Origin of the sequence: Belnapia rosea, from assembly GCF_900101615.1 — a bacterium.
Lineage (GTDB): Bacteria > Pseudomonadota > Alphaproteobacteria > Acetobacterales > Acetobacteraceae > Belnapia > Belnapia rosea.
Genome location: NZ_FMZX01000008.1, coordinates 71,032 through 89,570, shown reverse-complemented (window position 1 = coordinate 89,570; position 18,539 = coordinate 71,032). Strand labels below are relative to the sequence as shown.

Genomic DNA, 18,539 nt, shown 5'->3' with positions numbered 1-18,539 from the left:
CCATGGGGGAACACTGCGGCGAATAATCCGGGAAAGCATGCGATGCGGATCAGGACCCTGTTCGGTGGTGCCATGGCGGTCATTGCCCTGGTCGGCGTTGCGGTCGGCGGCAACATCGCCATCGGCGAGTGGCAGCAGGGGCAGGCGGCGCAGGCCGCAGCCCGCCAGGCCTCCAGCGCCGAGGCATTGCTGCGGCTGATCGAGCGGCTGGTGATCGAGCGCGGGAATTATGTCATCCGGGTCACGGTGCCGGATGCCGCCGATGCCGCCATCATCGCCCGGCTGAAGGATCTCCAACGGGAGACCGATGCCGCCCTGGCCGGCGCGCTGGCGGCGCTGCAAAGCAGCCGGGATCCTGCCCTGCTGGCACAGGCGGTTCCGGTCGAGGAGATCGGCATGCAGCTTTCCGCCCTGCGGCGGGACGTGGCCGCGGCGATCCAGCTCCCCCGGGCGCAACGCTCCGGCAATATCCAGGCCCGGCCGGGGCAGGAGATGAGCGCCATGATCGCCAAGGCGGGGGTGGCGATGGATGCCGCGCACCGCGCCGTGGCGGCGACCGCGCCGGAGCTCGATGCCCTGTTGCGGATTGCCCGCAGCAGCTGGGAGTTGCGTGATGCCGCCAGCCGCCGCGTGATGCCGGTCAGCATTGCCATGAACGCGGGCCGTGCCCTGTCCCAGGCGGAGCAGGATGCCATCTCGGTCGCCACCGCCCTGGTGGAGACGAGTTGGCGCAGCGTGCGGGAGATGATCGCCGTGGCCGGCAGCCCGCCGCGCCTAGCGGCGGCCGAGGCGGAGGTTCAGCGCCTCTATTTCGAGGAGGCCGCGGCGAAGATGCGGGCGCTGGTCAGCGCCGGCCGCACCGGCGGCACCTATCCGATGACCCAGGCGGAGTTCACGGCTTTCGCCACCCCTTCCATGCAGACCCTTCTGCGGGTGCGCGACGCCGCGCTCGAGGAAGCGGCGGTGCGGGCCACCACGACGGCCCGGGCGGCCGAGGTCTGGTTCCTGCTGACGCTGGCCGGGCTGTTCGGCTTCCTGGCCCTTCTGGGCGGGGTGACCTGGTTGCTCGCCCGCCGCGTGGTGGCGCCGGTCGTCGCCTTGACCGGGACGGTGCAGCACCTGGCCGCCGGCAGCTACGACACGGCGGTGCCGCACCAGGGGCGACGCGACGAGATCGGTGAAATGGCGGCGGCGGTGGAGGTGCTGCGCCAGGGCGCCATGGAGGCTGCCCGGCTGGCCATGGTGGTGGCGGCCGAGCAGGCCGCGAAGGCCGCCCGGGCGGAGCAGCTGGAGGCGGCGCTGCGCCGCTTCGAGGCGGAGATGGCTGTCGGGCTCGAGGCCTTCGCCGCGGCGGCTGCGCCGCTGGAGGCGACGGCGGATGCCCTGACCGCAGCGGCCGATACGTCCCGTGCCCAGGCCGCGGTGATGTCGGGCGCGGCTGGCGGGGCGGCGGCGAATGTGCAGACCGTGGCAGCCTCGGCCGAGGAGCTGGCGGCCAGCATCGCCGAGGTTGCCCGTCAGGTGGCGGACAGCGCCCGGGCGGCGGGGCGCGCCGCGGCGGATGCGGCGGCGACCGATGCGGCAGTGACGAGCCTGTCCGACGCGGCGCAGCGGATCGGCGAGGTGGTGGGGCTGATCAGCTCCATCGCCGGGCAGACCAACCTGCTGGCGCTGAACGCCACGATCGAGGCGGCACGGGCCGGGGAGGCCGGCAAGGGTTTTGCCGTCGTCGCAGGGGAGGTGAAGGCGCTGGCAGCGCAGACCGCGAAGGCGACCGAGGCGATCGGCCCGCAGATCACGGCCATGCAGGCGGAAACCAGCAAGGCGGTGGAGGCGATCCGCGGCATCGCCCGCACCGTCGATGCGCTGAACGGCATCGCCGGCCAGGTGGCAGCTGCGGCGGAGCAGCAGGCGGCGGCGACGCAGGAAATCGGCCGTGCGGTGGCCGAGGCGGCGGCGGGGACCGAGGAGGTCAGCCGCCAGACCCTCGGCGTGCTGGAAGGGGCGGATCGCGCCGGCGATGCGACGGCGGAGCTGCGTCAGGCCTCGGGCGGCCTCGCGCGGCGGGCGGCGGAGTTGCGCAGGACGGTGGACGGCTTCCTGGTCTCGGTACGGGCGGCGTAGCGCCCGCTGCCATGCAGGCTTCGCGCCGGAAGCGGGGCCTTAACCCTGGCGGCCGAGCAGCTCCGCCCTGATCTCGTCGAGCAGGCGCAGGCGGCCGCCCGGCAGTTCCACATGCCAGAAGGCCCAGCCGTTGCAACTCGGTGCCTCCTGCACTGCGGCGCCGACCTGATGGATCGAGCCCTGCGCCCGGCCGCAGCGGATGGAGCCATCCGCCGTCACCGTCGCCTGCCAGCGCCGGGCGCGGTCCACCAGCAGGGCGCCGGGCGGCACCAGCCCACGCTCCACCAGCGTGCCGAAGGGGATGCGCGGCTGTTCCCGCTTGCCGGCCGTGGTCAGGGCGGCGGCTTCCGAAATCGGCTCGATGGCGTCGATCCGCGCCCGGGCCGCATCGGCATAGGCCTGCTCCCGTTCGATGCCGACATAGTGCCGGCCGAGCCGCCGGGCGACGGCGGCCGTGGTGCCGGTGCCGAGGAAGGGGTCGAGGATCACCTCGCCCGGATTGGTGCAGGAAAGGATGACGCGGTGCAGCAGCGCCTCCGGCTTCTGCGTCGGGTGCAGCTTGGCGCCCTTGCCGTCGCGCAGCCTCTCCTGGCCGGTGCAGAGCGGGATGAACCAGTCGCTTCGCATCTGCACCTCCTCGTTGAGGGACTTCATGGCGGCGTAGTTGAAGCGGTAGCGGCTCTCCTCGCCACGGGCGGCCCAGATCAGCGTCTCATGCGCGTTGGTGAAGCGCCGGCCGCGGAAATTCGGCATCGGGTTCGCCTTGCGCCAGATGACGTCGTTCAGCACCCAGAAGCCGAGATCCTGCAGCGCCACGCCGAGGCGGAAGATGTTGTGGTAGCTGCCGATGACCCAAATCGTGCCGTCCTTGCGCAGCACCCGCCGCGCCTCGGTCAGCCAGGCGCGGGTGAAGGCGTCATAGGTGGCCAGGTCCGCGAAGCGGTCCCACTCGTCGTCGACGCCATCGACCAAGCTGTCATCCGGCCGGCGGAGGCTGCCCTTCAACTGCAGGTTATAGGGTGGATCGGCGAAGATCGCGTGGACCGAGGCCGGCGGTAGTCGCTGCATCTGTTCGATGCAGTCCCCGACCAGGATCTGGTCGAGGGCAAGATCGAGCCCGGTCCCCAAGATAGCCTCCTCAAGACTGGGCCCCAAAACCCTTCCCGCACCGAATCGGCGAGGCACCACAATCGCTGGCCGGACTCCCCGGGTCAACCGAAGCGAAGCGCCGCCCGGTCGACGGGAGCGAATCCCCGCCGGTGATGCGGCGAAGGCCCATGTTCGGCCAGCATCGCGCGGTGCCGTTCGGTCGGATAGCCGGCATGGCGGGCGAATCCGTAGGCCGGCCAGCGCGGATCGAGCCGCGCCATCGCCCGGTCGCGCACCACCTTGGCGAGGATCGAGGCGGCGGCGATGGAGAGGCTCAGCCCATCCCCGCCGATGACGCAGCGCACCGGGCAGGGCAGGGGCGGCGCCCGGTTGCCATCAACCAGGGCAAGGGCAGGCGGCACGGCCAGCCGCGCCACGGCGCGGGCCATGGCGAGATGGGTGGCGCGCAGGATGTTCAGCCGGCCGATCTCGGCCGCGGAGGCGGCGGCGATGGCGCAATCCACCTCGCCGCGCGCGGCGGCCGCCTGCAGCGCGGCGAAGGCGGCCTCGCGTGCCGCGGCGCTCAGCCGCTTGCTGTCATCGAGCAGCCTGGCGAGGTCAGGCGGGACGCCGTGCGGGAAGGCCACGGCGGCGGCGAGCACCGGCCCGGCCAGCGGGCCACGCCCGGCCTCATCCACTCCGGCGACGCGGCAGCCGGCCTCAGTCTCGAGCAGGAAATCGGGCATCAGGCGGGCGAGGCGAGAGGCTTGTCCTTCTCGACGATATAGGTGGCGGCGAGCTTCGAGGCCGCAGGCCCGCCCCGGCCGCTATGCGGCACGCCGGGCGGGACCTGGAAGCCTTCACCGGCCTTGTAGGTGCGGGCCGGCTGGCCATCGAGCTCGAGCATTACCTCGCCCTCCATCACCACCGAGGATTCGACGCCGGGATGGGTGTGGCGGGCGATGACGGCATTGGGCGGGATCTCCACCGTCATCAGGATGGAGACCTTGCCGTTGCCCGGATAGTCGCTGGTGCCGAGCATGGTGCGGGTGACGCCGCCGGTCTGGGCCTGGACATTCGTGGCCACCAGCCCGACCGCCGCGCAGAGCGCGCAACCGGCGAAACCCCGACGAGAGAGCATCCGTCCGTTCCTTTCCTCGACGTAGGAATCCTAGCGGATGGCATTCCGGGGGCCTAGGCTTTCCACAACCCAACAAGGGAGCGTCCGATGCCCGACGGAACGAAGAAACCCATGCGCCAGCGCCTGCTGGCGCCCGAGGCCTCGCCACCCTCGACCTTCCTCGACCCGGAGAGTATGCCCTGGGAGGAGAGCGCCTTCCCCGGCATCCGGTCGAAGACCCTCTACAGCGACCCGGGCGGCATGTGCACGCTGCGGCTGAAGCTGGAGCCCGGCGCCGAGGTGCCGCTGCACGAGCACACCGCCATCGAGCAGACCTATGTGCTGGAGGGCCGCTTCGTCGATGAGGAGGGGGAGTGCCTGCCGGGCCAGTTCGTCTGGCGGCCTGCGGGCAATACCCATGTCGCCTGGGCGGGGCCCGAGGGGGCGGTGATCCTCAGCATCTTCCTCAAGCCGAACATCTTCGCCGCCGGGCAGAAATTCTTCACGGCGGAGGAGTAAGGGGGGTGGATGGCCGGGCCGGGGGAAGGTGGCCCGGCCATCCGCTACAGCAGTTCCAACTGCCGCGCCGGAGCGGGGGTCTCCGGCGGCGGGGCGAACTGGCTGCAGTCCAGGGCCTGGGACACGACGCGGCTGCCGCCGAAGCCGAGTTTCCGGGCCATCAGGTGAAAGCGGCTGGCCAGCATGTCGGCATAGGCGCCGGTGCCGGTCTGCCGCGTGCCGAAGCGGCTGTCATACATCGCGCCGCCGCGGGTCTCCCGCACCAGGGCGAGGATGCGGGCGGCGCGGTCCGGGAAATGGGCGCGCACCCAGTCCTCGAACATCTCGCGGATCTCGAGCGGCAGGCGCAGCAGCACATAGCCCGCGCGGGTAGCGCCGGCCTTGCAGCTTTCGGACAAAATGCGCTCCAGCTCCGCATCGTTGAGGCCGGGGATCATCGGCGCGGCCAGCACCCCGGTCGGGATGCCGACGCGGGCAAGCGCGTTGATGGCCTGCAGCCGGCGCAGCGGGGTGGCGGCGCGGGGCTCCATCCGCCGGGCCAGCGCCGCGTCGAGGGTCGTCACCGAGAGGCAGACATGGACGAGGTTCCGCTGCGCCATCCGGGTCAGGATGTCGAGGTCGCGCAGCACGCCGGCCGACTTGGTCACGATGGTGACGGGGTGGCCGAAGCGCTCCAGCACCTCCAGCACCTGGCGGGTCAGCAGGAGGGTGCGCTCGATCGGCTGATAGGGATCGGTATTGGCCCCCAGCGCGACGGGCTTCGGGACATAGCCGGGGCGCCGCAGCTCCTTCTCGAGCAATGCCGGCAGGTCGGGCTTGAAAAGAAGCTTCGTCTCGAAATCGAGGCCGGGGGAGTAGCCGATAGTGGCGTGGCTCGGGCGGGCGTAGCAGTAGACGCAGCCATGCTCGCAGCCGCGATAGGGGTTGATGGAGCGGTCGAAGCCGATATCCGGGCTGCTGTTGAAGGTCAGCGCGCTCCGCGCCCGCTCCTTCACCAGCGTGGTCGGCAGCGGCGGCAGGTCGGCGAGTTCGGCCAGGCTGTCCCAGCCGTCGTCGAACGCCTCCCGCGAGATGCTCTCGTAGCGGATGGCGGGGTTGGAGACGGCGCCGCGCCCCTTGCGCGCGCCCGGCAGGAGGGCGGAAACAGACGATCCGTCCGGCATGGCGACCGTTCCTTCTCTGTTCCACGGAAACCTGCCAAGACGACTCGGTCCTGTCAAGAACATCGTGGGAACGCTTGGTTAAAATCGCCTTGGAACAAAGCCTGACTATCGTTGTCCCGACACTGAACGCGGCGACGGGCCTCGGCGCCACGCTGGCGGCCCTCGACGGGCTGCCGGTCGTGGTGGTGGATGCCGGCAGCAGGGATGGCACCGTCGAGATCGCCCGTGCCGCGGGGGCACGGGTGGTGACGGCGCCGCCTGGCCGCGGTGGGCAGCTCGCGGCCGGGGCGCGGGCGGCGGAGGGCGAATGGCTGCTCTTCCTCCACGCCGATACCCGCCCCGGCGCCGGCTGGCGGGCGGCGGTGGCGGCGGCGATGCGGGAGCCGGAGCGGGCGCACTACTTCCGCTTCGCCCTCGACGACCCCGGCCCCGAGGCGCGGCGGCTGGAGCGCCTGGTCGCCTGGCGTTGCCGGGTGCTGGCCCTGCCCTATGGCGACCAGGGGCTGCTGATTGCCCGTTCCCTCTACGAGGCGGTGGGCGGCTTCCGCCCGCTGCCGCTGATGGAGGATGTGGACCTTGTCCGCCGGCTCGGCCGGCGGCGGCTGGTCCCGATGCCGGAGGTGGCGCTCACCTCCGCCGCCCGCTGGCGGCGGGAAGGGTGGCGCCGCCGCTCGGCCCGCAACCTGCTCTGCCTCTCCCTCTGGTTCCTCGGCCTGCCGCCGGGGCTGATCCGAAGGCTCTACGGATGACCGGCGATGTCGTGATCCTCTTCGCCCGCCTGCCGCGGCTCGGCACCGTCAAGCGGCGGCTGGCGCGGGAGGTGGGGGATGTGGCGGCGCTGCGCTTCCATCGCACCCAGGTGGCGCGGCTGGTGCGGCAGCTCGGCCGGGACCGGCGCTGGCGGCTGGAACTGGCCGTGACGCCGGATCGCACGCGCTGGCCGTCCGGCGCACCGATGCGGGACCAGGGAGGGGGCGATCTCGGCCGGCGGATGGCGCGGGCGTTGGGGCGCCACCGGCGGGCGGTGCTGGTCGGCAGCGACATCCCCGGCCTCGGCCCGGCCGAGATCGCCGCGGCTTTCCGCGCCCTCGGCCGGGCGGATGCGGTGTTCGGTCCCGCCGAGGATGGCGGCTACTGGCTGGTCGGCTTCGGGCCGCGCCGGGTGGAGCGGCCCTTCGCCGGCGTGCGCTGGTCCACCGAGCATGCGCTGGCGGATACGCTGGCGAATTTCGGCCAGGTGCGGGTGGCGCTGCTGCGGCGCCTGCGCGACGTGGATACCGCAGCGGATCTGAAGGAAGCCGCAGGACGGCCCGGAGGATGACGATCCGGCGGCTGCGGCGCCGGGCGCCGGCCTCACCGCGGCCCTAAGGCGAATGGAACTGGCAGTGCGGCGCACTCATGGCAGGATGCCGGCGGAGGACATGCCATGACCGCGCCGCTCACCGTCGGATTCCTGCTGTTCCCACGCCTGACTCAGCTCGACTTCACCGGCCCCCATGAGGTGATGAGCCGGCTTCCGGGGGCCGAGGTGAGGCTGATCTGGAAGGAGGCCGGGCCGGTCCGGTCGGATACCGGGCTCGTCATGCTGGCGGATACGGCGATGGGCGACTGCCCGCAGCTCGACATCCTCTGCATCCCCGGCGGGCCGGGGGTGGCGGCGCTGATGGAGGATGAGGCGGTGCTCGCCTTCCTGCGCGCCCAGGCGCCGGGTGCGAGATATGTCACCTCGGTCTGCACCGGGGCGCTGGTGCTGGGCGCGGCCGGGCTGCTGCGCGGCCGGCGGGCGACGACGCATTGGGCGAGCCATGACTTCCTGGCCGCGCTCGGGGCGGAGCCGGTGGAGGCGCGGGTGGTGCGGGACGGCAATCTCGTGACCGGCGGCGGTGTCACCGCCGGGATCGACTTCGCGCTCACCATCGCCGCCGAGATCGCCGGGCCGGAGGTGGCACAGGCGATCCAGCTGCAGATCGAGTATGCCCCGGCGCCGCCCTTCCAGGCCGGGCGGCCGGAGACGGCGCCCGAGGCGGTGCTGCGGGCGGCGCAGGCGCGTGGCGCCGGCATGCGGGCGGAGCGGGAGGCGCTGGTGGCGCGGGTGGCGGCGCGGCTGGCGGCCTGATCCGCCCCGGCCTGCCCACCCCGGACGGTTGCCCTGTGTTGCAGTGCAGCGCAACATGGGGCGAATGGCCTTCGACCCGATCACGCCGCCCCCGCCTGCCGAACCCGTCACCGATGTCCGGCGGCTGATCCTCCTGCTGGGCATCTCCTGCTTCGCCGGCGCCTTCGGCGGCCGGGTGCTCGACCCTTTCGTCACCACGCTGGCCACGGAATTCGAGGCGCCGGTGCGGGAGGCGGCGCTGCTGGCCTCCGCCTATGCGCTGCCCTTCGCGCTGATCCAGCCGATCCTCGGCCCGGTCGGCGATGCGGTGGGGAAGCGGCGGATCATCCAGGTGGGGCTCTGCTGCCTGACGCTCTTCTGCCTGCTGGCGCCGCTGGCGCCGAGCCTCGGCATGTTGCTGGCGCTGCGTGCCCTGGCCGGGGCGGCGGCGGGCGGGATCATGCCGCTGACGCTCGCCGCGGTGGGCGATGCGGTGCCGATGCAGGGGCGGCAGGTGGCGCTGAGCCGGCTGCTGGTCTTCTCCATCGTCGGGCAGATCGCCGGCGGGGCGCTGGCCGGGGTGCTGGGGCCGCTGATCGGCTGGCGCGGGCTGATGCTGGTCTGCGCCGGCCTCGCCGCCGCGGCGGCGGTGGTGATGCTGACGATCCCGCTCAGCCGGGTGCCGGAGCCGCGCGGGCGGTTCGATGCGGTGCGGGCGATCCGGCGCTACCGGTCGATCCTCGCCCTGCCGCAGGCGCGGCTGCTCTATGCCGCGGTGGCGATCGAGGGCGTGCTCATCTTCGGCACCTTCCCCTATTTCGCGCCGATGCTGGAGGCGCGTGGCCTCGGCGGGCCGCTCGGGGCGACGGCGGAGGCGGGGATGACGGTGGCTGCCTTCGGGCTTGGCGGCGTCGTCTATGCGATGGTGGCGCGGCCGCTGCTGGCGCGGCTCGGCCAGGGGCGGATGGTGGTGCTGGGCGGCGCGCTGGCGGCGGTGGCGCTGCTGGGCTTCGGCCTGGCGCCGGGGGCTGCGCTGTTCATCGCCTCCGGGCTGGCGCTCGGGACGGGCTTCTACATGCTGCACAACAGCATCCAGACGCGGGTGACGGAGCTGGCGCCGGAGGCGCGGGGCTCCGCCGTCGCGCTGCATGCCTTCCACTTCTTCACCGGCCAGTCGCTGGGGCCGGTGCTGGTCGGGCTGGCGATGGCCGGGGTGGGTGCGGCGCCGGCGCTGGCCGTGGCGGCGGCCTGCATCCTGGCCCTGGGGCTACGGCTGAAGCGCCGGTAGGCGGCCGGCATCGCGCCGCTGCTCGTAAGCCTTGGCGTGGATGTAGCCCGCTTCGTGGAGCTCATGCGGCACGCCGGCCGCGCGCGCAGCCTCGAGCAGGAAGCCGAGGATGTGGTCGGCCTCGATCCGCCCGCCGGCTTCGAGGTCGCGCAGCATGGAGGCCGCATAGGCCCCGGCCGGATCGGCGAAGAGGCGCCGGAAATCCTCGATGAAGCCCGGGCGGACAGGATGGCCGTTGGCCGCGGCGATGGCGGCGTTGCGCTCGAGCAGGCGGTGCATCAATGCGACGCCGCCGGGGGCGCGGGCGATCTCGCCGGTATTGGCGCGCATCAGCACGGTGCCGAGGGCGCTGGTGCCGAGATGGACCAGCTTCTCCCACATCCGGGCCATGATGTCGGGCACGGCCTCGGCGGCCATCCCCTCGGCGCGGGCGGCGAGGCTGGCAAGGGCCTGGGTGCGGGGCGAGGCGCTGCCGTCGAGCTCGCCGAAGGTGAGCCAGCGCCAGTCGTTCAGTTGCTTCACCACCCCGGCCGGCGTCAGCGTCGCCTGGATCTTGGCGAGGCCGCCGAGCACCTGTTCCGGGCCGAATTCCCGCTGCAGGCGGGCGATATGGGCAAGGCCGTTGAGCACGGGCAGCACCGCCGTGCCGGGCCCCATGGCGGGGCGGATGGCCTCGATGGCACCGTCGAGGTCATAGGCCTTGCAGGTGAGGAGGACGATGTCGAAGCCCGGCTCCGCCTGCGTCAGGGTGCGGATGGGGAGGCGGGCATGGCCGAAGGGGCTCTCGATGACGAGCCCCTCGGCGGCGAGCTGCGCCTGCCGGCCTGGCCGGACGAGGAAGCTGACATCCGCCCCGGCCTGGGCCAGGCGGCCACCGAAATAGCCGCCGAGGGCACCGGCGCCGAGGCAGAGGATGCGCATCAGCCGGCCTTCAGATGGTCCAGCAGCTTGGTCGTCGCCGCGGCCTTGTCGGTGCGGTCGATGGCGGCAAGCTCGGCGGCGAGGCGGTCCATCGCCTGCTCGTAGATCTGGCGCTCTGAGAAGGACTGGTCGGGCTGGCCGGCATTGCGGTGCAGGTCGCGCACCACCTCGGCGATCGCCACAGGGTCCCCGCTATTGATCTTCGCCTCGTATTCCTGGGCGCGGCGGGACCACATGGTGCGCTTGATGCGGGCGCGGCCCTTCAGCGTGTCCAGTGCCTCCTTCATGGAATCCGGCGCGGCCAGCTTGCGAAGGCCGGAGGAGGCGGCCTTGTTGACGGGGACGCGCAACGTCATGCGGTTCTCGTCGAAGGTCACCACGATGACCTGGAGCGAGAGGCCCGCGGCCGACATGGTCTCGATGCCCTGGACGGTGCCGACGCCATGGGTCGGATAGACGACATGGTCGCCGGCCTTGAACTCCACCGGCTTCGATGGCTGCCTGGGCGGGATGGACGGATGGGTGTCGCGGCGCATAGACACCGGGCCACTCGGCGGCGACGGGCTCGAGGCCGCATCGAGCGCCGGGGGCGCGGGCGCAGCGGACTGGGCCTCGGCCATGCCGCCAGGAGCCGGGTCGGAAACCTCAGCCTCCGGCTTGTCGGCATGCTTGGCCGGGGATTTGGCGACCGAGGCGGCAACCGCGCGGGGTGCGGCCTTTGTCCCGGCCGGGCGCGCCTCGGGGCCGGGCTGGCGGCCCGGCTCGGCCCCTGGGGCCGGCGGCTTGGCGCGTGCGGGTGGCTTCATACCGGACAACTCTCCTGCGTCACCGGCCATGCCCCTCAAGGCCCCCGGTGGGGGGCACACAGATGGGAGCATCGCCAGGACATGTCATCGGCTCAGGACCGGTCCGGTTCACTGGGAAGCCGAGACTCCGCAAAGGATGCTGTCTCGGCCTTGCCGCTCGGGCCGGTCTGGCCATTTACGCCCGGAAGATAGCATTATTTCCGGCTGGTGTCACCAGAACCTGTCCAAGCATCGCAGCCTTGTCTCATTTGTGAGATGGCGGTGGGCTTCAGGGTTTGCCCGGGGCGGGGCTGAACAACTCCCGCTTGCCGGGCTTGTCCTTCCACTCATCCGCATCGACCGGCGGCTCGCCCTTGCGGGTGATGTTCGGCCACTCGGCCGCATAGGTGCGGTTGAGCTCGGCATAGGGGGCTGCCCGGTCGTCGCTATCCGGCACGATGGCCTCGGCGGGGCATTCCGGCTCGCAGACGCCGCAGTCGATGCACTCGTCCGGATGAATGACCAGCATATTGTCGCCGACATAGAAGCAGTCGACCGGGCAAACCTCCACGCAATCCATGAACTTGCACTTGATGCAGTTTTCGATGACGACATAGGTCACGGCGGATCGGTCCTCGGCCCGGCAAAATCTGGCGGAGACATGGACCGATGAGGCCGCCCTGGCAAGGCGGTCAGGGATCCGATCCGCCCGAGATATCCTCGAAGAGGCTCCGCGCCTCGCTGGCGGGGCCGCGCCGGTCGCCGAGCGCGAGCACGCGCCAGATGCGCACCACCCCGCGCTCGGCGTTGCCGAGGGCGAAGGTCAGCACGTCACCGGGGCGCAGCTTGTAATGCGGCTTGTCGGTCGGCTGGCGGTTCACCCGGACGCCGCCGGTCTCCACGATGCGGGCGCAGGCGGCGCGGGTCTTGGCCACCCGCGCGCACCACAGCCATTTGTCGAGACGCTGCCAGTCCCGGTCCTCGGCCTCCACGGCTTACCGCAGCTTGAGCTTTGCCAGGATGGCGAAGGGCGAGTCCGGATTGATCCGCGGCTCCGGCGGCTTGCGCGGCGGCTGATGCGGCCGCGGGCCGCGCGGCGGCCCATCCTGGCGCGGGCGATGGTCGTGACGCCCTTCGGGCCGGGCCTCGGGCCGGCCTTCCTGGCGCCCTTCGGGCCGTCCCTCCTGGCGGCCGTCCTGCCGTCCCTCGGGACGCGGGCCGCGATGCTGCGGCGGGCCCTTGCCCTGGTGCTGCGTCCGTCCCTGGTGGTTTGGCTTGGCATGGTGCTGGGGCCGCGGGCCGCGCAGCAACTCGGGCGGCACCGGCGGGCCGAACATGCCCTCCGGCAGGGCCTGGGGCTGCGGCCGGGCGCCCTGCGGCGGGCGGCGGTCGCGCTGGCCCTGACCTTGGCCCTGCCCCTGATGCGGCTGTGGACGGCGGTCGCCGCGCGCATGGTGCTGCGGACGCGGCTGGGCGATGCGGAGCGGCGTCGGCGGGCCGTACTGGCCCTCCTCCAGCGGCACCGGCTCGATCAGCCGGAAGCCGAGGGCGGTCAGCGTCACGCCGAGCGTATCCGCCTTCACCCCGAGCCGGCTGGCGAGGTCGGGTGGCGGCGGGGCGGGGGCGCGGCGGGTCAGGTAGCCGAGCTCGGCGGCGATGCGCTCGGCCACGTCGAGGCGGAGCAGCACCGGGCCGGCTTCGATCCAGCCGATGGTCTCGGCGAAGCCGGGCGGCCAGCTGGCCCAGACGGGCGCGGCGGCCGATTCGCCCTCCGCCGCCGGGTCGCGGCGCTGCAGGGCGACGAGGCCGGGGGCGGGCAGGCCGGGCGTCTCGATATTGCGCGACATGGCCCAGAGCTGCGCCCGCAGCGCCATGGCGCGGGGCTTCAGCGCCTCAGGCACGAAGAGGGCGAAGCGGCCGGCCCGAACGCCGATCGCCTTCAGCTTCTGCCGCAGGTCGGGGCCGATATTGCCCTCCGTCCCGCCGAGGGCGAGGCCGAGCTGCTCGCGCAGCAGGAAGGCCGGGCCGCGCAGCGCGCCCTCGGCCTCGGCCTTGGTCTCGATGGTCGAGAGGATACCGAGCTCCTTGGCGACCAGCCCCTCGATGAACTTCGCCAGGCGGGCGCGGACGCGCTCGCGCTGGGCGCCGTCGAGGAATTCGCTCGGCAGCGGCTCGACCAGCGGCTTGCCGGGCTCGGAGCCGGGGCGGAGACGGGCGACATCGGCGATGCTGGCGCCGTTGTTCCAGGAGATGCGATGCGCCGGGGTGAGGACGAAGGCGTCGTCCTTCGCCACCTCGAGCGCGGCGACGCGGCGCGGCATCTCCTCCTTGAGGGCCCGGCGGGCGGCGCGGAGGATGAGCTTCTTCTGCTCCTCCGTCTCCGCCTCGGCCTCCGGATGGAAGAGGAAGCCCTCGATGCGGCCGACCGGATGGCCCTCGACCACCACCTCGCCCTGGCGGGTGACGGCGGAGAGCAGCTCCTCCTCCGTGTCGTCCAGGCGGCGGATGAGGTGGGCGGCGCGGCGGTCGACGAAGCGGGCGGTCAGCCGCTCATGCAGCGCGTCGCTGACGGCATCCTCGGCCTTGCGGGCCTCGCCCTGGACATTGGCGGCATCCTTCAGCCAGTCGCCGCGGGCGGCGACATAGGCCCAGACGCGGATGCTGGCGAGGCGGGCCATCAGCGTGTCGAGATCGCCCTCGATGCTGCCGCATTGCGCGATCTGGCCGAGCACCCACTCATCCGGCACCACGCCATCCTCGGCGAGGTGGCGGAAGACGCGGCCGCAGACCGCGGCATGGCTGTCGTCGGAGAGCTTGCGGAAATCCGGGATCTGGCAGGCTTCCCAGAGCAGCCGCACCCGGCCGCGCGTGGCGGCGAGGCCGCGGATCTCCGGCTCCCGCGCCAGCATCGACAGGGTGATGTGGTCCGCTGCGTCATTGCCCTTGGCGAGGCCGGGCTGGGGCGAGGGCATGGCGAGGCTGTCGAGCAGCGCATCGACATTGCTGAAGTCGAGTTCGCTGTTGCGCCAGGCCAGCGTCTGCAGCGCCTCGAAATTATGGGTCTCGATCTTGTGGACGATCTCGTCCGGCAGGGGCGGGCAGTCGCCCGTCACGCCGAAGGTGCCGTCACGCATGCCGCGGCCGGCGCGGCCGGCGATCTGCGCGGCTTCCTGCGCGGTCAGCGTGCGGGCCTTGTGGCCGTCGAATTTCTGCAGGGCGGCGAAGGCCACATGGTCCACATCCATGTTGAGCCCCATCCCGATGGCATCCGTCGCCACCAGGAAGTCGACCTCGCGGTTCTGGTAGAGCGCCACCTGGGCGTTGCGGGTGCGCGGGCTGAGGCGCCCCATCACCACGGCGCAGCCGCCACGGCGGCGGCGGATAGCCTCGGCGATCGCATAGACCTCGCCGGCGGAGAAGGCGACGACGGCGCTGCGCGCCGGCAGGCGGGTCAGCTTCTGCGGACCTGCATGGGTCAGCTGCGAGAGGCGCGGCCGGGTCTCGATCTCCGCCTGCGGGATCAGGCGCTGCAGCAGCGGGCGGATGGTCTCGGCGCCGAGGAACATGGTCTCGACCATGCCGCGGGCATTCAGCAGGCGGTCGGTGAAGACATGGCCGCGATCCGGGTCGGCGCAGAGCTGGATCTCGTCCACCGCCAGGAATTCGACGCGCCGGTCGAGCGGCATGGCCTCGACCGTGCAGGCGAACCATTTCGCTTCGGGTGGGACGATCTTCTCCTCGCCGGTGATGAGCGCGACGAAGCGCTCGCCCTTGGCGGCGACCATGCGGTCGTAGTTCTCGCGCGCCAGCAGGCGCAGCGGGAAGCCGATGATGCCGCTGGCATGGGCCAGCAGGCGAGTGATCGCCAGGTGAGTCTTGCCGGTGTTGGTTGGGCCAAGCACCGCGCGAACCCGGGCGTCGAACATAGGGGGATTGGTGTCCGGCATGCGGCGCCATGCATGGGCCGGATGGCGGCGGATTGCAACCATGTGCGGGGCCGCGCTACTGGGCAGCATGCTGGGAATCCGTTCTCTTCGCGCGCCGGTTCACTGCCGGCCATGAGCGTCGCCTGGCGGTTCGCCCTCTGCTTTGCCGCGCAATTCGCAACGGCGGGGGTGCTGATGCCCTTCCTGCCGGCGGTGCTGGCCGGGCGTGGGCTGAGCCCGGGGGAGATCGCGACCGTGCTGGCGCTCGGCTCCGCCATCCGGCTGCTGGCGGCGCCGGCGGTGGGGCGGGGGGCGGACGGGTTCGGCGATGCGCGGAGCATCCTGGTCCTGGCGGCCGGGCTCACGGCCTGCACCATCACCGGCTTCGCCTGGGCGCCGGGCCTTGCCGGGCTGCTCGCCATCGCCGCGCTGCATGCGCTGGTGAGCGCGCCGGTGGTGCCGCTCTCCGACGCGCTCTGCCTCGGCGCCGCCCGGCGGTTCGGCTTCGATTACGGCCGGGCCCGCTCGGCGGGTTCGGCGAGCTATATCCTGGCGGCGATCCTGGCGGGCTTCGCCGTGCAATGGGCGGGGGCCACGGTGGTCATCTGGCTCGCCTCGGCTTTCTTCCTGCTGACGGCACTGGCGGCGCGCGGCCTGCCGCGGCTGGAGGTGGCGGGCAGCGGGCGGGGCGGGTTCGCCGCCCCCTTCCGCGACCCTGCCTTCCGCTGGCTGCTGCCGCTCTCGGCGCTGATCCAGGGCAGCCACGCGCTCTATTACGGGTTCTCGACGCTGCACTGGCAGGCGGTCGGGCTGTCCTCCGGCGTCATCGGCCTGCTCTGGGGCGAGGGGGTGGTGGTGGAGGTGGCGCTGTTCCTCTGGGGGCGGCGGCTGGTGGACCGGCTGGGTCCCGGGGGCCTCGCCCTGCTGGCGGCGGTGGCCGGCGTGGTGCGCTGGGGCGTGACGGCCTCGACGAACTGGCTGCCGGCGCTCGCCACGGTGCAGCTGCTGCATGCGCTGACCTTCGGGGCGATGCATCTCGGCGCCATGCGCGTGCTGGGCGGGATGCCGCCAAGCCAGGCGGCGACGGCGCAGACGCTGCACGCCTCCCTCGGGGTCGGGTTGGCGATGGGGCTGCTGACCTATGCCTGCGGGCCGCTCTATGCCGCTTGCGGGGGCGGTGGCTTCTGGGCCATGGCCGCGCTGTGCGGAATCGCACTGCCGGTTGCGGTCAAATTGCGCTGTGTCCTGCGGCAGCGCGGCGCATAGGGACAAATACGGCGCCGCCGCCGCTGGACGCTGCCCGTGGCCCGGATCAGACTGCCCCTGTTACCGGCCCATGACGGGAGTGCGGCATTCATGCTGTTGCACACCATCCTGACCCGAATGATCCAGACCGGCACGCTCTGCGTGCGCTACCCCTCTGGCCGCATGCGCGAGTATGGCAGTGGCACGGAGCCCAGGGCGGGGCTCTGGCTCCGCACTACGCGGGCCGAGTGGCGGATGGTGACCAATCCCGGCCTTGCCCTCGGCGAGCTCTACATGGACGGCGAGGCGGAGCCGCTGGACTGCAGCATCTTCGAATTGCTGGACCTCATGGCCGGCAATCTCTGGGCAGGCGGCCCGCACCCGATGGAGTCGCTGAACTATCGGCTGCGGCTGCTGCGGCGGCATCTCGACCAGCTGAACCCGGTGGGGCGCGCGAAGCGCAACGTGGCGCATCACTACGACCTGAACGGCCGGCTCTATGCCCTCTTCCTCGACCGGGACCGGCAATATTCCTGCGCCTACTTCGCAACCGGGCAGGAGACGCTGGAGGAGGCGCAGGCGGCCAAGAAGCGGCATATCGCCGCCAAGCTGCGGCTGACCGAGCCGGGCCTGGAGGTGGTCGATATCGGCTGCGGCTGGGGCGGCATGGCGCTGACCCTGGCGCGGGACTGGGGCGCGCGGGTCACCGGCATCACGCTCAGCGAGGAGCAGCTGGGCGTCGCGCGGCAGCGGGCCGAGGAGGCGGGGCTGGCCGACCGGGTGCGGTTCGAGCTGCTGGACTACCGGGCGCTGCCGCAATTCCTCGGGCGGGCGGTGGACCGGGTCGTCTCCGTCGGCATGTTCGAGCATGTGGGGATCGACCATTTCCGCGGCTTCTTCCGCACCGTGAAGCAGGTGCTGAAGCCGGATGGCGTCGCGCTGATCCATGCCATCGGCCGGTCGAGCGGGCCGGGGGCGACCAATCCCTGGCTGACGAAATACATCTTCCCCGGCGGCTATTCCCCGGCGCTGTCGGAGGTGCTGCCGGCGGTGGAGCGCTCCGGGTTGTGGGTCACGGATATCGAGATCCTGCGGCTGCACTATGCCGAGACGCTGCGGCACTGGCGCCGGCGCTTCGCCGCCAACCGGGATGCCATCCTCTCGCTCTATGACGAGCGTTTCTGCCGGATGTTCGAGTTCTACCTGGCCGGGGCGGAGCTGGCCTTCCGCCGCTCCGACCACATGAACTGGCAGCTCCAGCTCTCGCCGAGCGTCGATGCCCTGCCGATGGCACGCGACTACATGGTCGATGCGGAGCGTGGCTCGGTCGGGGGCAAGGTATCCGTCTGAAATAGCGGACGATGCACGGTTAATGATAGGGCTGAGGCAATGGAGGCCCCGGCGCGGCACGTATCCTCACCCCAAGATAATGATCCCAATCAACAACGATATTGGTTGTCAGCCACATTGTTGTGGTTGACGTTCACAGCCCAGTGCCCGTAACACCTTTTCGTGTTCACGAAACCGGCTGTGTCTTTCACTCGCAGCATTGGAGGATTTTGAATTGGCGAACTTTTTCGAGACATTCTCCCGTGGCGTCGGGCAGCTGAACCATACCTGGGGCAAGATTGACGCCAGCGTGGCCGGGCAGGTCACGCTCACCGGTAATTCCGGCATGATGCAATGGCCGTCGGGTGCGAGCGCCGGCAACGGCTATGGCCATTACGAGGTCGTCGCCTCGCTGAAGGGCAACCAGGCGGGGCCGGCGATCCTGCTCTGGCCGGGCAACGACAAATGGCCCGGAAACGAGATGGACCTCGCCGAGATCCACAACGGCAATGTCTACGGGACCGCGCACCACAAGACCTCGACCGGCGGTGATGGTTACCGCACCGTGACCTATAGCGGCGTGGATGAAAGCAAGCCGCACAAGTACACCCTGGACTGGACGCCGGGAAAGCTCGTCTTCGGTGTCGACGGCCGTACCTATGGCACGATCACCAAGAATGTCGGCAAGGACTTCGAGCACGGCGGCATCGACGCGGTCTTCGGGGCGCTCAACAACAACTCCCATACCTCGGTGACCGTCTATGAGATGAGCTACACCGATACCTGGATGTGGTGAGCAGCGGCCGCCCCGGCCTGGCCGGGGCGGTGGGCGGACGGGGCGTCCGGAAAGACACGATGGGGACGGTCCGGGCGGTTGCCCCCGTTATCCACAGCCATCCCCGTAATCCACAGGCGTCCGGCTGGGCTATGGTGGC

General features: G+C 71.6%; 18 protein-coding genes. 9 read left to right on the top strand and 9 right to left on the bottom strand.

The features are described from left to right. Nucleotides 1-42 precede the first annotated feature (42 nt). Nucleotides 43-2,124, top strand: a complete 2,082-nt coding sequence (locus BLR02_RS15180; protein WP_090663791.1) for a methyl-accepting chemotaxis protein — start codon at nucleotides 43-45, stop codon at nucleotides 2,122-2,124. A gap of 39 nt (nucleotides 2,125-2,163) precedes the next feature. Here BLR02_RS15180 and BLR02_RS15175 read toward each other — a convergent pair whose 3' ends face one another. From BLR02_RS15175 to BLR02_RS15165, 3 genes are all read right to left on the bottom strand, one after another. Then, nucleotides 2,164-3,252 (bottom strand): site-specific DNA-methyltransferase, encoded by a 1,089-nt coding sequence (locus tag BLR02_RS15175; protein ID WP_281201069.1) that lies wholly within the window; start codon nucleotides 3,250-3,252, stop codon nucleotides 2,164-2,166. An 83-nt stretch (nucleotides 3,253-3,335) separates the two neighbouring features. Next, nucleotides 3,336-3,959, bottom strand: coding sequence for a ribonuclease HII (locus BLR02_RS15170; RefSeq protein WP_090663790.1), 624 nt, complete (start codon nucleotides 3,957-3,959; stop codon nucleotides 3,336-3,338). After that, nucleotides 3,959-4,354, bottom strand: coding sequence for a cupin domain-containing protein (locus BLR02_RS15165; protein WP_090568462.1), 396 nt, complete (start codon nucleotides 4,352-4,354; stop codon nucleotides 3,959-3,961). The genes BLR02_RS15170 and BLR02_RS15165 overlap by 1 nt, the downstream gene beginning before the upstream one ends. Nucleotides 4,355-4,441: 87 nt before the next feature. Here BLR02_RS15165 and BLR02_RS15160 point away from each other — a divergent pair, with 87 nt between their 5' ends. Further along, the gene (locus BLR02_RS15160) at nucleotides 4,442-4,852 is read left to right on the top strand and encodes a cupin domain-containing protein (protein WP_218127963.1); all 411 of its coding nucleotides are present in this window, start codon (nucleotides 4,442-4,444) and stop codon (nucleotides 4,850-4,852) included. 44 nt (nucleotides 4,853-4,896) lie between these two features. Here the strand turns inward: BLR02_RS15160 and BLR02_RS15155 are convergent, their stop codons facing one another. Next, complete coding sequence (locus BLR02_RS15155; RefSeq protein WP_090568467.1) at nucleotides 4,897-6,015, bottom strand: PA0069 family radical SAM protein; 1,119 nt, start codon at nucleotides 6,013-6,015, stop codon at nucleotides 4,897-4,899. 89 nt (nucleotides 6,016-6,104) lie between these two features. On the opposite strand from BLR02_RS15155, the gene BLR02_RS15150 reads away from it, so the two are divergent. The 4 genes from BLR02_RS15150 to BLR02_RS15135 all read left to right on the top strand — a co-directional run bounded on the left by BLR02_RS15150 (nucleotide 6,105) and on the right by BLR02_RS15135 (nucleotide 9,398). Next, nucleotides 6,105-6,764 carry a TIGR04283 family arsenosugar biosynthesis glycosyltransferase gene (locus tag BLR02_RS15150; RefSeq protein WP_090663788.1) on the top strand — a complete coding sequence of 220 codons (660 nt, stop codon included), beginning with the start codon at nucleotides 6,105-6,107 and terminating at the stop codon, nucleotides 6,762-6,764. Beyond that, on the top strand, nucleotides 6,761-7,336 hold the full coding sequence (locus tag BLR02_RS15145; protein WP_090663787.1) for a TIGR04282 family arsenosugar biosynthesis glycosyltransferase: 576 nt from the start codon (nucleotides 6,761-6,763) through the stop codon (nucleotides 7,334-7,336). The genes BLR02_RS15150 and BLR02_RS15145 overlap by 4 nt, the downstream gene beginning before the upstream one ends. Nucleotides 7,337-7,441: 105 nt before the next feature. Next, nucleotides 7,442-8,131 carry a DJ-1/PfpI family protein gene (locus BLR02_RS15140; RefSeq protein WP_090568476.1) on the top strand — a complete coding sequence of 230 codons (690 nt, stop codon included), beginning with the start codon at nucleotides 7,442-7,444 and terminating at the stop codon, nucleotides 8,129-8,131. A 64-nt stretch (nucleotides 8,132-8,195) separates the two neighbouring features. Continuing rightward, the gene (locus tag BLR02_RS15135) at nucleotides 8,196-9,398 is read left to right on the top strand and encodes an MFS transporter (protein ID WP_090663786.1); all 1,203 of its coding nucleotides are present in this window, start codon (nucleotides 8,196-8,198) and stop codon (nucleotides 9,396-9,398) included. Here the strand turns inward: BLR02_RS15135 and BLR02_RS15130 are convergent. The 5 genes from BLR02_RS15130 to BLR02_RS15110 form a co-directional block, all read right to left on the bottom strand. Then, a complete protein-coding gene (locus BLR02_RS15130) occupies nucleotides 9,378-10,319 on the bottom strand; it encodes a ketopantoate reductase family protein (protein ID WP_090663785.1) in 942 nt (313 codons plus the stop codon). The genes BLR02_RS15135 and BLR02_RS15130 overlap by 21 nt on opposite strands. Further along, the gene (locus BLR02_RS15125; RefSeq protein ID WP_245704798.1) at nucleotides 10,319-11,125 is read right to left on the bottom strand and encodes a CarD family transcriptional regulator; all 807 of its coding nucleotides are present in this window, start codon (nucleotides 11,123-11,125) and stop codon (nucleotides 10,319-10,321) included. The genes BLR02_RS15130 and BLR02_RS15125 overlap by 1 nt, the downstream gene beginning before the upstream one ends. Before the next feature lie 268 nt (nucleotides 11,126-11,393). Then, on the bottom strand, nucleotides 11,394-11,726 hold the full coding sequence (fdxA, locus tag BLR02_RS15120) for a ferredoxin FdxA (protein ID WP_090568486.1): 333 nt from the start codon (nucleotides 11,724-11,726) through the stop codon (nucleotides 11,394-11,396). Between the two features lie 70 nt (nucleotides 11,727-11,796). After that, the gene (locus tag BLR02_RS15115; protein ID WP_090568489.1) at nucleotides 11,797-12,096 is read right to left on the bottom strand and encodes an RNA-binding S4 domain-containing protein; all 300 of its coding nucleotides are present in this window, start codon (nucleotides 12,094-12,096) and stop codon (nucleotides 11,797-11,799) included. A gap of 3 nt (nucleotides 12,097-12,099) precedes the next feature. Then, the gene (locus tag BLR02_RS15110) at nucleotides 12,100-15,051 is read right to left on the bottom strand and encodes a helicase-related protein (RefSeq protein WP_245704797.1); all 2,952 of its coding nucleotides are present in this window, start codon (nucleotides 15,049-15,051) and stop codon (nucleotides 12,100-12,102) included. A gap of 111 nt (nucleotides 15,052-15,162) precedes the next feature. Here BLR02_RS15110 and BLR02_RS15105 point away from each other — a divergent pair, with 111 nt between their 5' ends. The 3 genes from BLR02_RS15105 (at nucleotide 15,163) to BLR02_RS15095 (ending at nucleotide 18,400) form a co-directional block, all read left to right on the top strand. Further along, a complete protein-coding gene (locus tag BLR02_RS15105; protein WP_176849590.1) occupies nucleotides 15,163-16,296 on the top strand; it encodes an MFS transporter in 1,134 nt (377 codons plus the stop codon). A 90-nt stretch (nucleotides 16,297-16,386) separates the two neighbouring features. Further along, a complete protein-coding gene (locus tag BLR02_RS15100) occupies nucleotides 16,387-17,625 on the top strand; it encodes an SAM-dependent methyltransferase (protein WP_090663783.1) in 1,239 nt (412 codons plus the stop codon). A 214-nt stretch (nucleotides 17,626-17,839) separates the two neighbouring features. Continuing rightward, on the top strand, nucleotides 17,840-18,400 hold the full coding sequence (locus tag BLR02_RS15095) for a family 16 glycosylhydrolase (RefSeq protein WP_090663782.1): 561 nt from the start codon (nucleotides 17,840-17,842) through the stop codon (nucleotides 18,398-18,400). Nucleotides 18,401-18,539 lie beyond the last annotated feature (139 nt).

Excerpts from the sequence above, each read along its gene's own strand:
- BLR02_RS15180 (WP_090663791.1), top strand. The coding sequence starts at position 43 with ATGCGGATCAGGACCCTGTTCGGTGGTGCCATGGCGGTCATTGCCCTG.
- BLR02_RS15170 (WP_090663790.1), bottom strand. The coding sequence starts at position 3,959 with ATGCCCGATTTCCTGCTCGAGACTGAGGCCGGCTGCCGCGTCGCCGGA.
- BLR02_RS15165 (WP_090568462.1), bottom strand. The coding sequence starts at position 4,354 with ATGCTCTCTCGTCGGGGTTTCGCCGGTTGCGCGCTCTGCGCGGCGGTC.
- BLR02_RS15160 (WP_218127963.1), top strand. The coding sequence starts at position 4,442 with ATGCCCGACGGAACGAAGAAACCCATGCGCCAGCGCCTGCTGGCGCCC.
- BLR02_RS15155 (WP_090568467.1), bottom strand. The coding sequence starts at position 6,015 with ATGCCGGACGGATCGTCTGTTTCCGCCCTCCTGCCGGGCGCGCGCAAG.
- BLR02_RS15145 (WP_090663787.1), top strand. The coding sequence starts at position 6,761 with ATGACCGGCGATGTCGTGATCCTCTTCGCCCGCCTGCCGCGGCTCGGC.
- BLR02_RS15140 (WP_090568476.1), top strand. The coding sequence starts at position 7,442 with ATGACCGCGCCGCTCACCGTCGGATTCCTGCTGTTCCCACGCCTGACT.
- BLR02_RS15135 (WP_090663786.1), top strand. The coding sequence starts at position 8,196 with ATGGCCTTCGACCCGATCACGCCGCCCCCGCCTGCCGAACCCGTCACC.
- BLR02_RS15130 (WP_090663785.1), bottom strand. The coding sequence starts at position 10,319 with ATGCGCATCCTCTGCCTCGGCGCCGGTGCCCTCGGCGGCTATTTCGGT.
- BLR02_RS15125 (WP_245704798.1), bottom strand. The coding sequence starts at position 11,125 with ATGAAGCCACCCGCACGCGCCAAGCCGCCGGCCCCAGGGGCCGAGCCG.
- BLR02_RS15110 (WP_245704797.1), bottom strand. The coding sequence starts at position 15,051 with ATGCCGGACACCAATCCCCCTATGTTCGACGCCCGGGTTCGCGCGGTG.
- BLR02_RS15105 (WP_176849590.1), top strand. The coding sequence starts at position 15,163 with ATGAGCGTCGCCTGGCGGTTCGCCCTCTGCTTTGCCGCGCAATTCGCA.
- BLR02_RS15100 (WP_090663783.1), top strand. The coding sequence starts at position 16,387 with ATGCTGTTGCACACCATCCTGACCCGAATGATCCAGACCGGCACGCTC.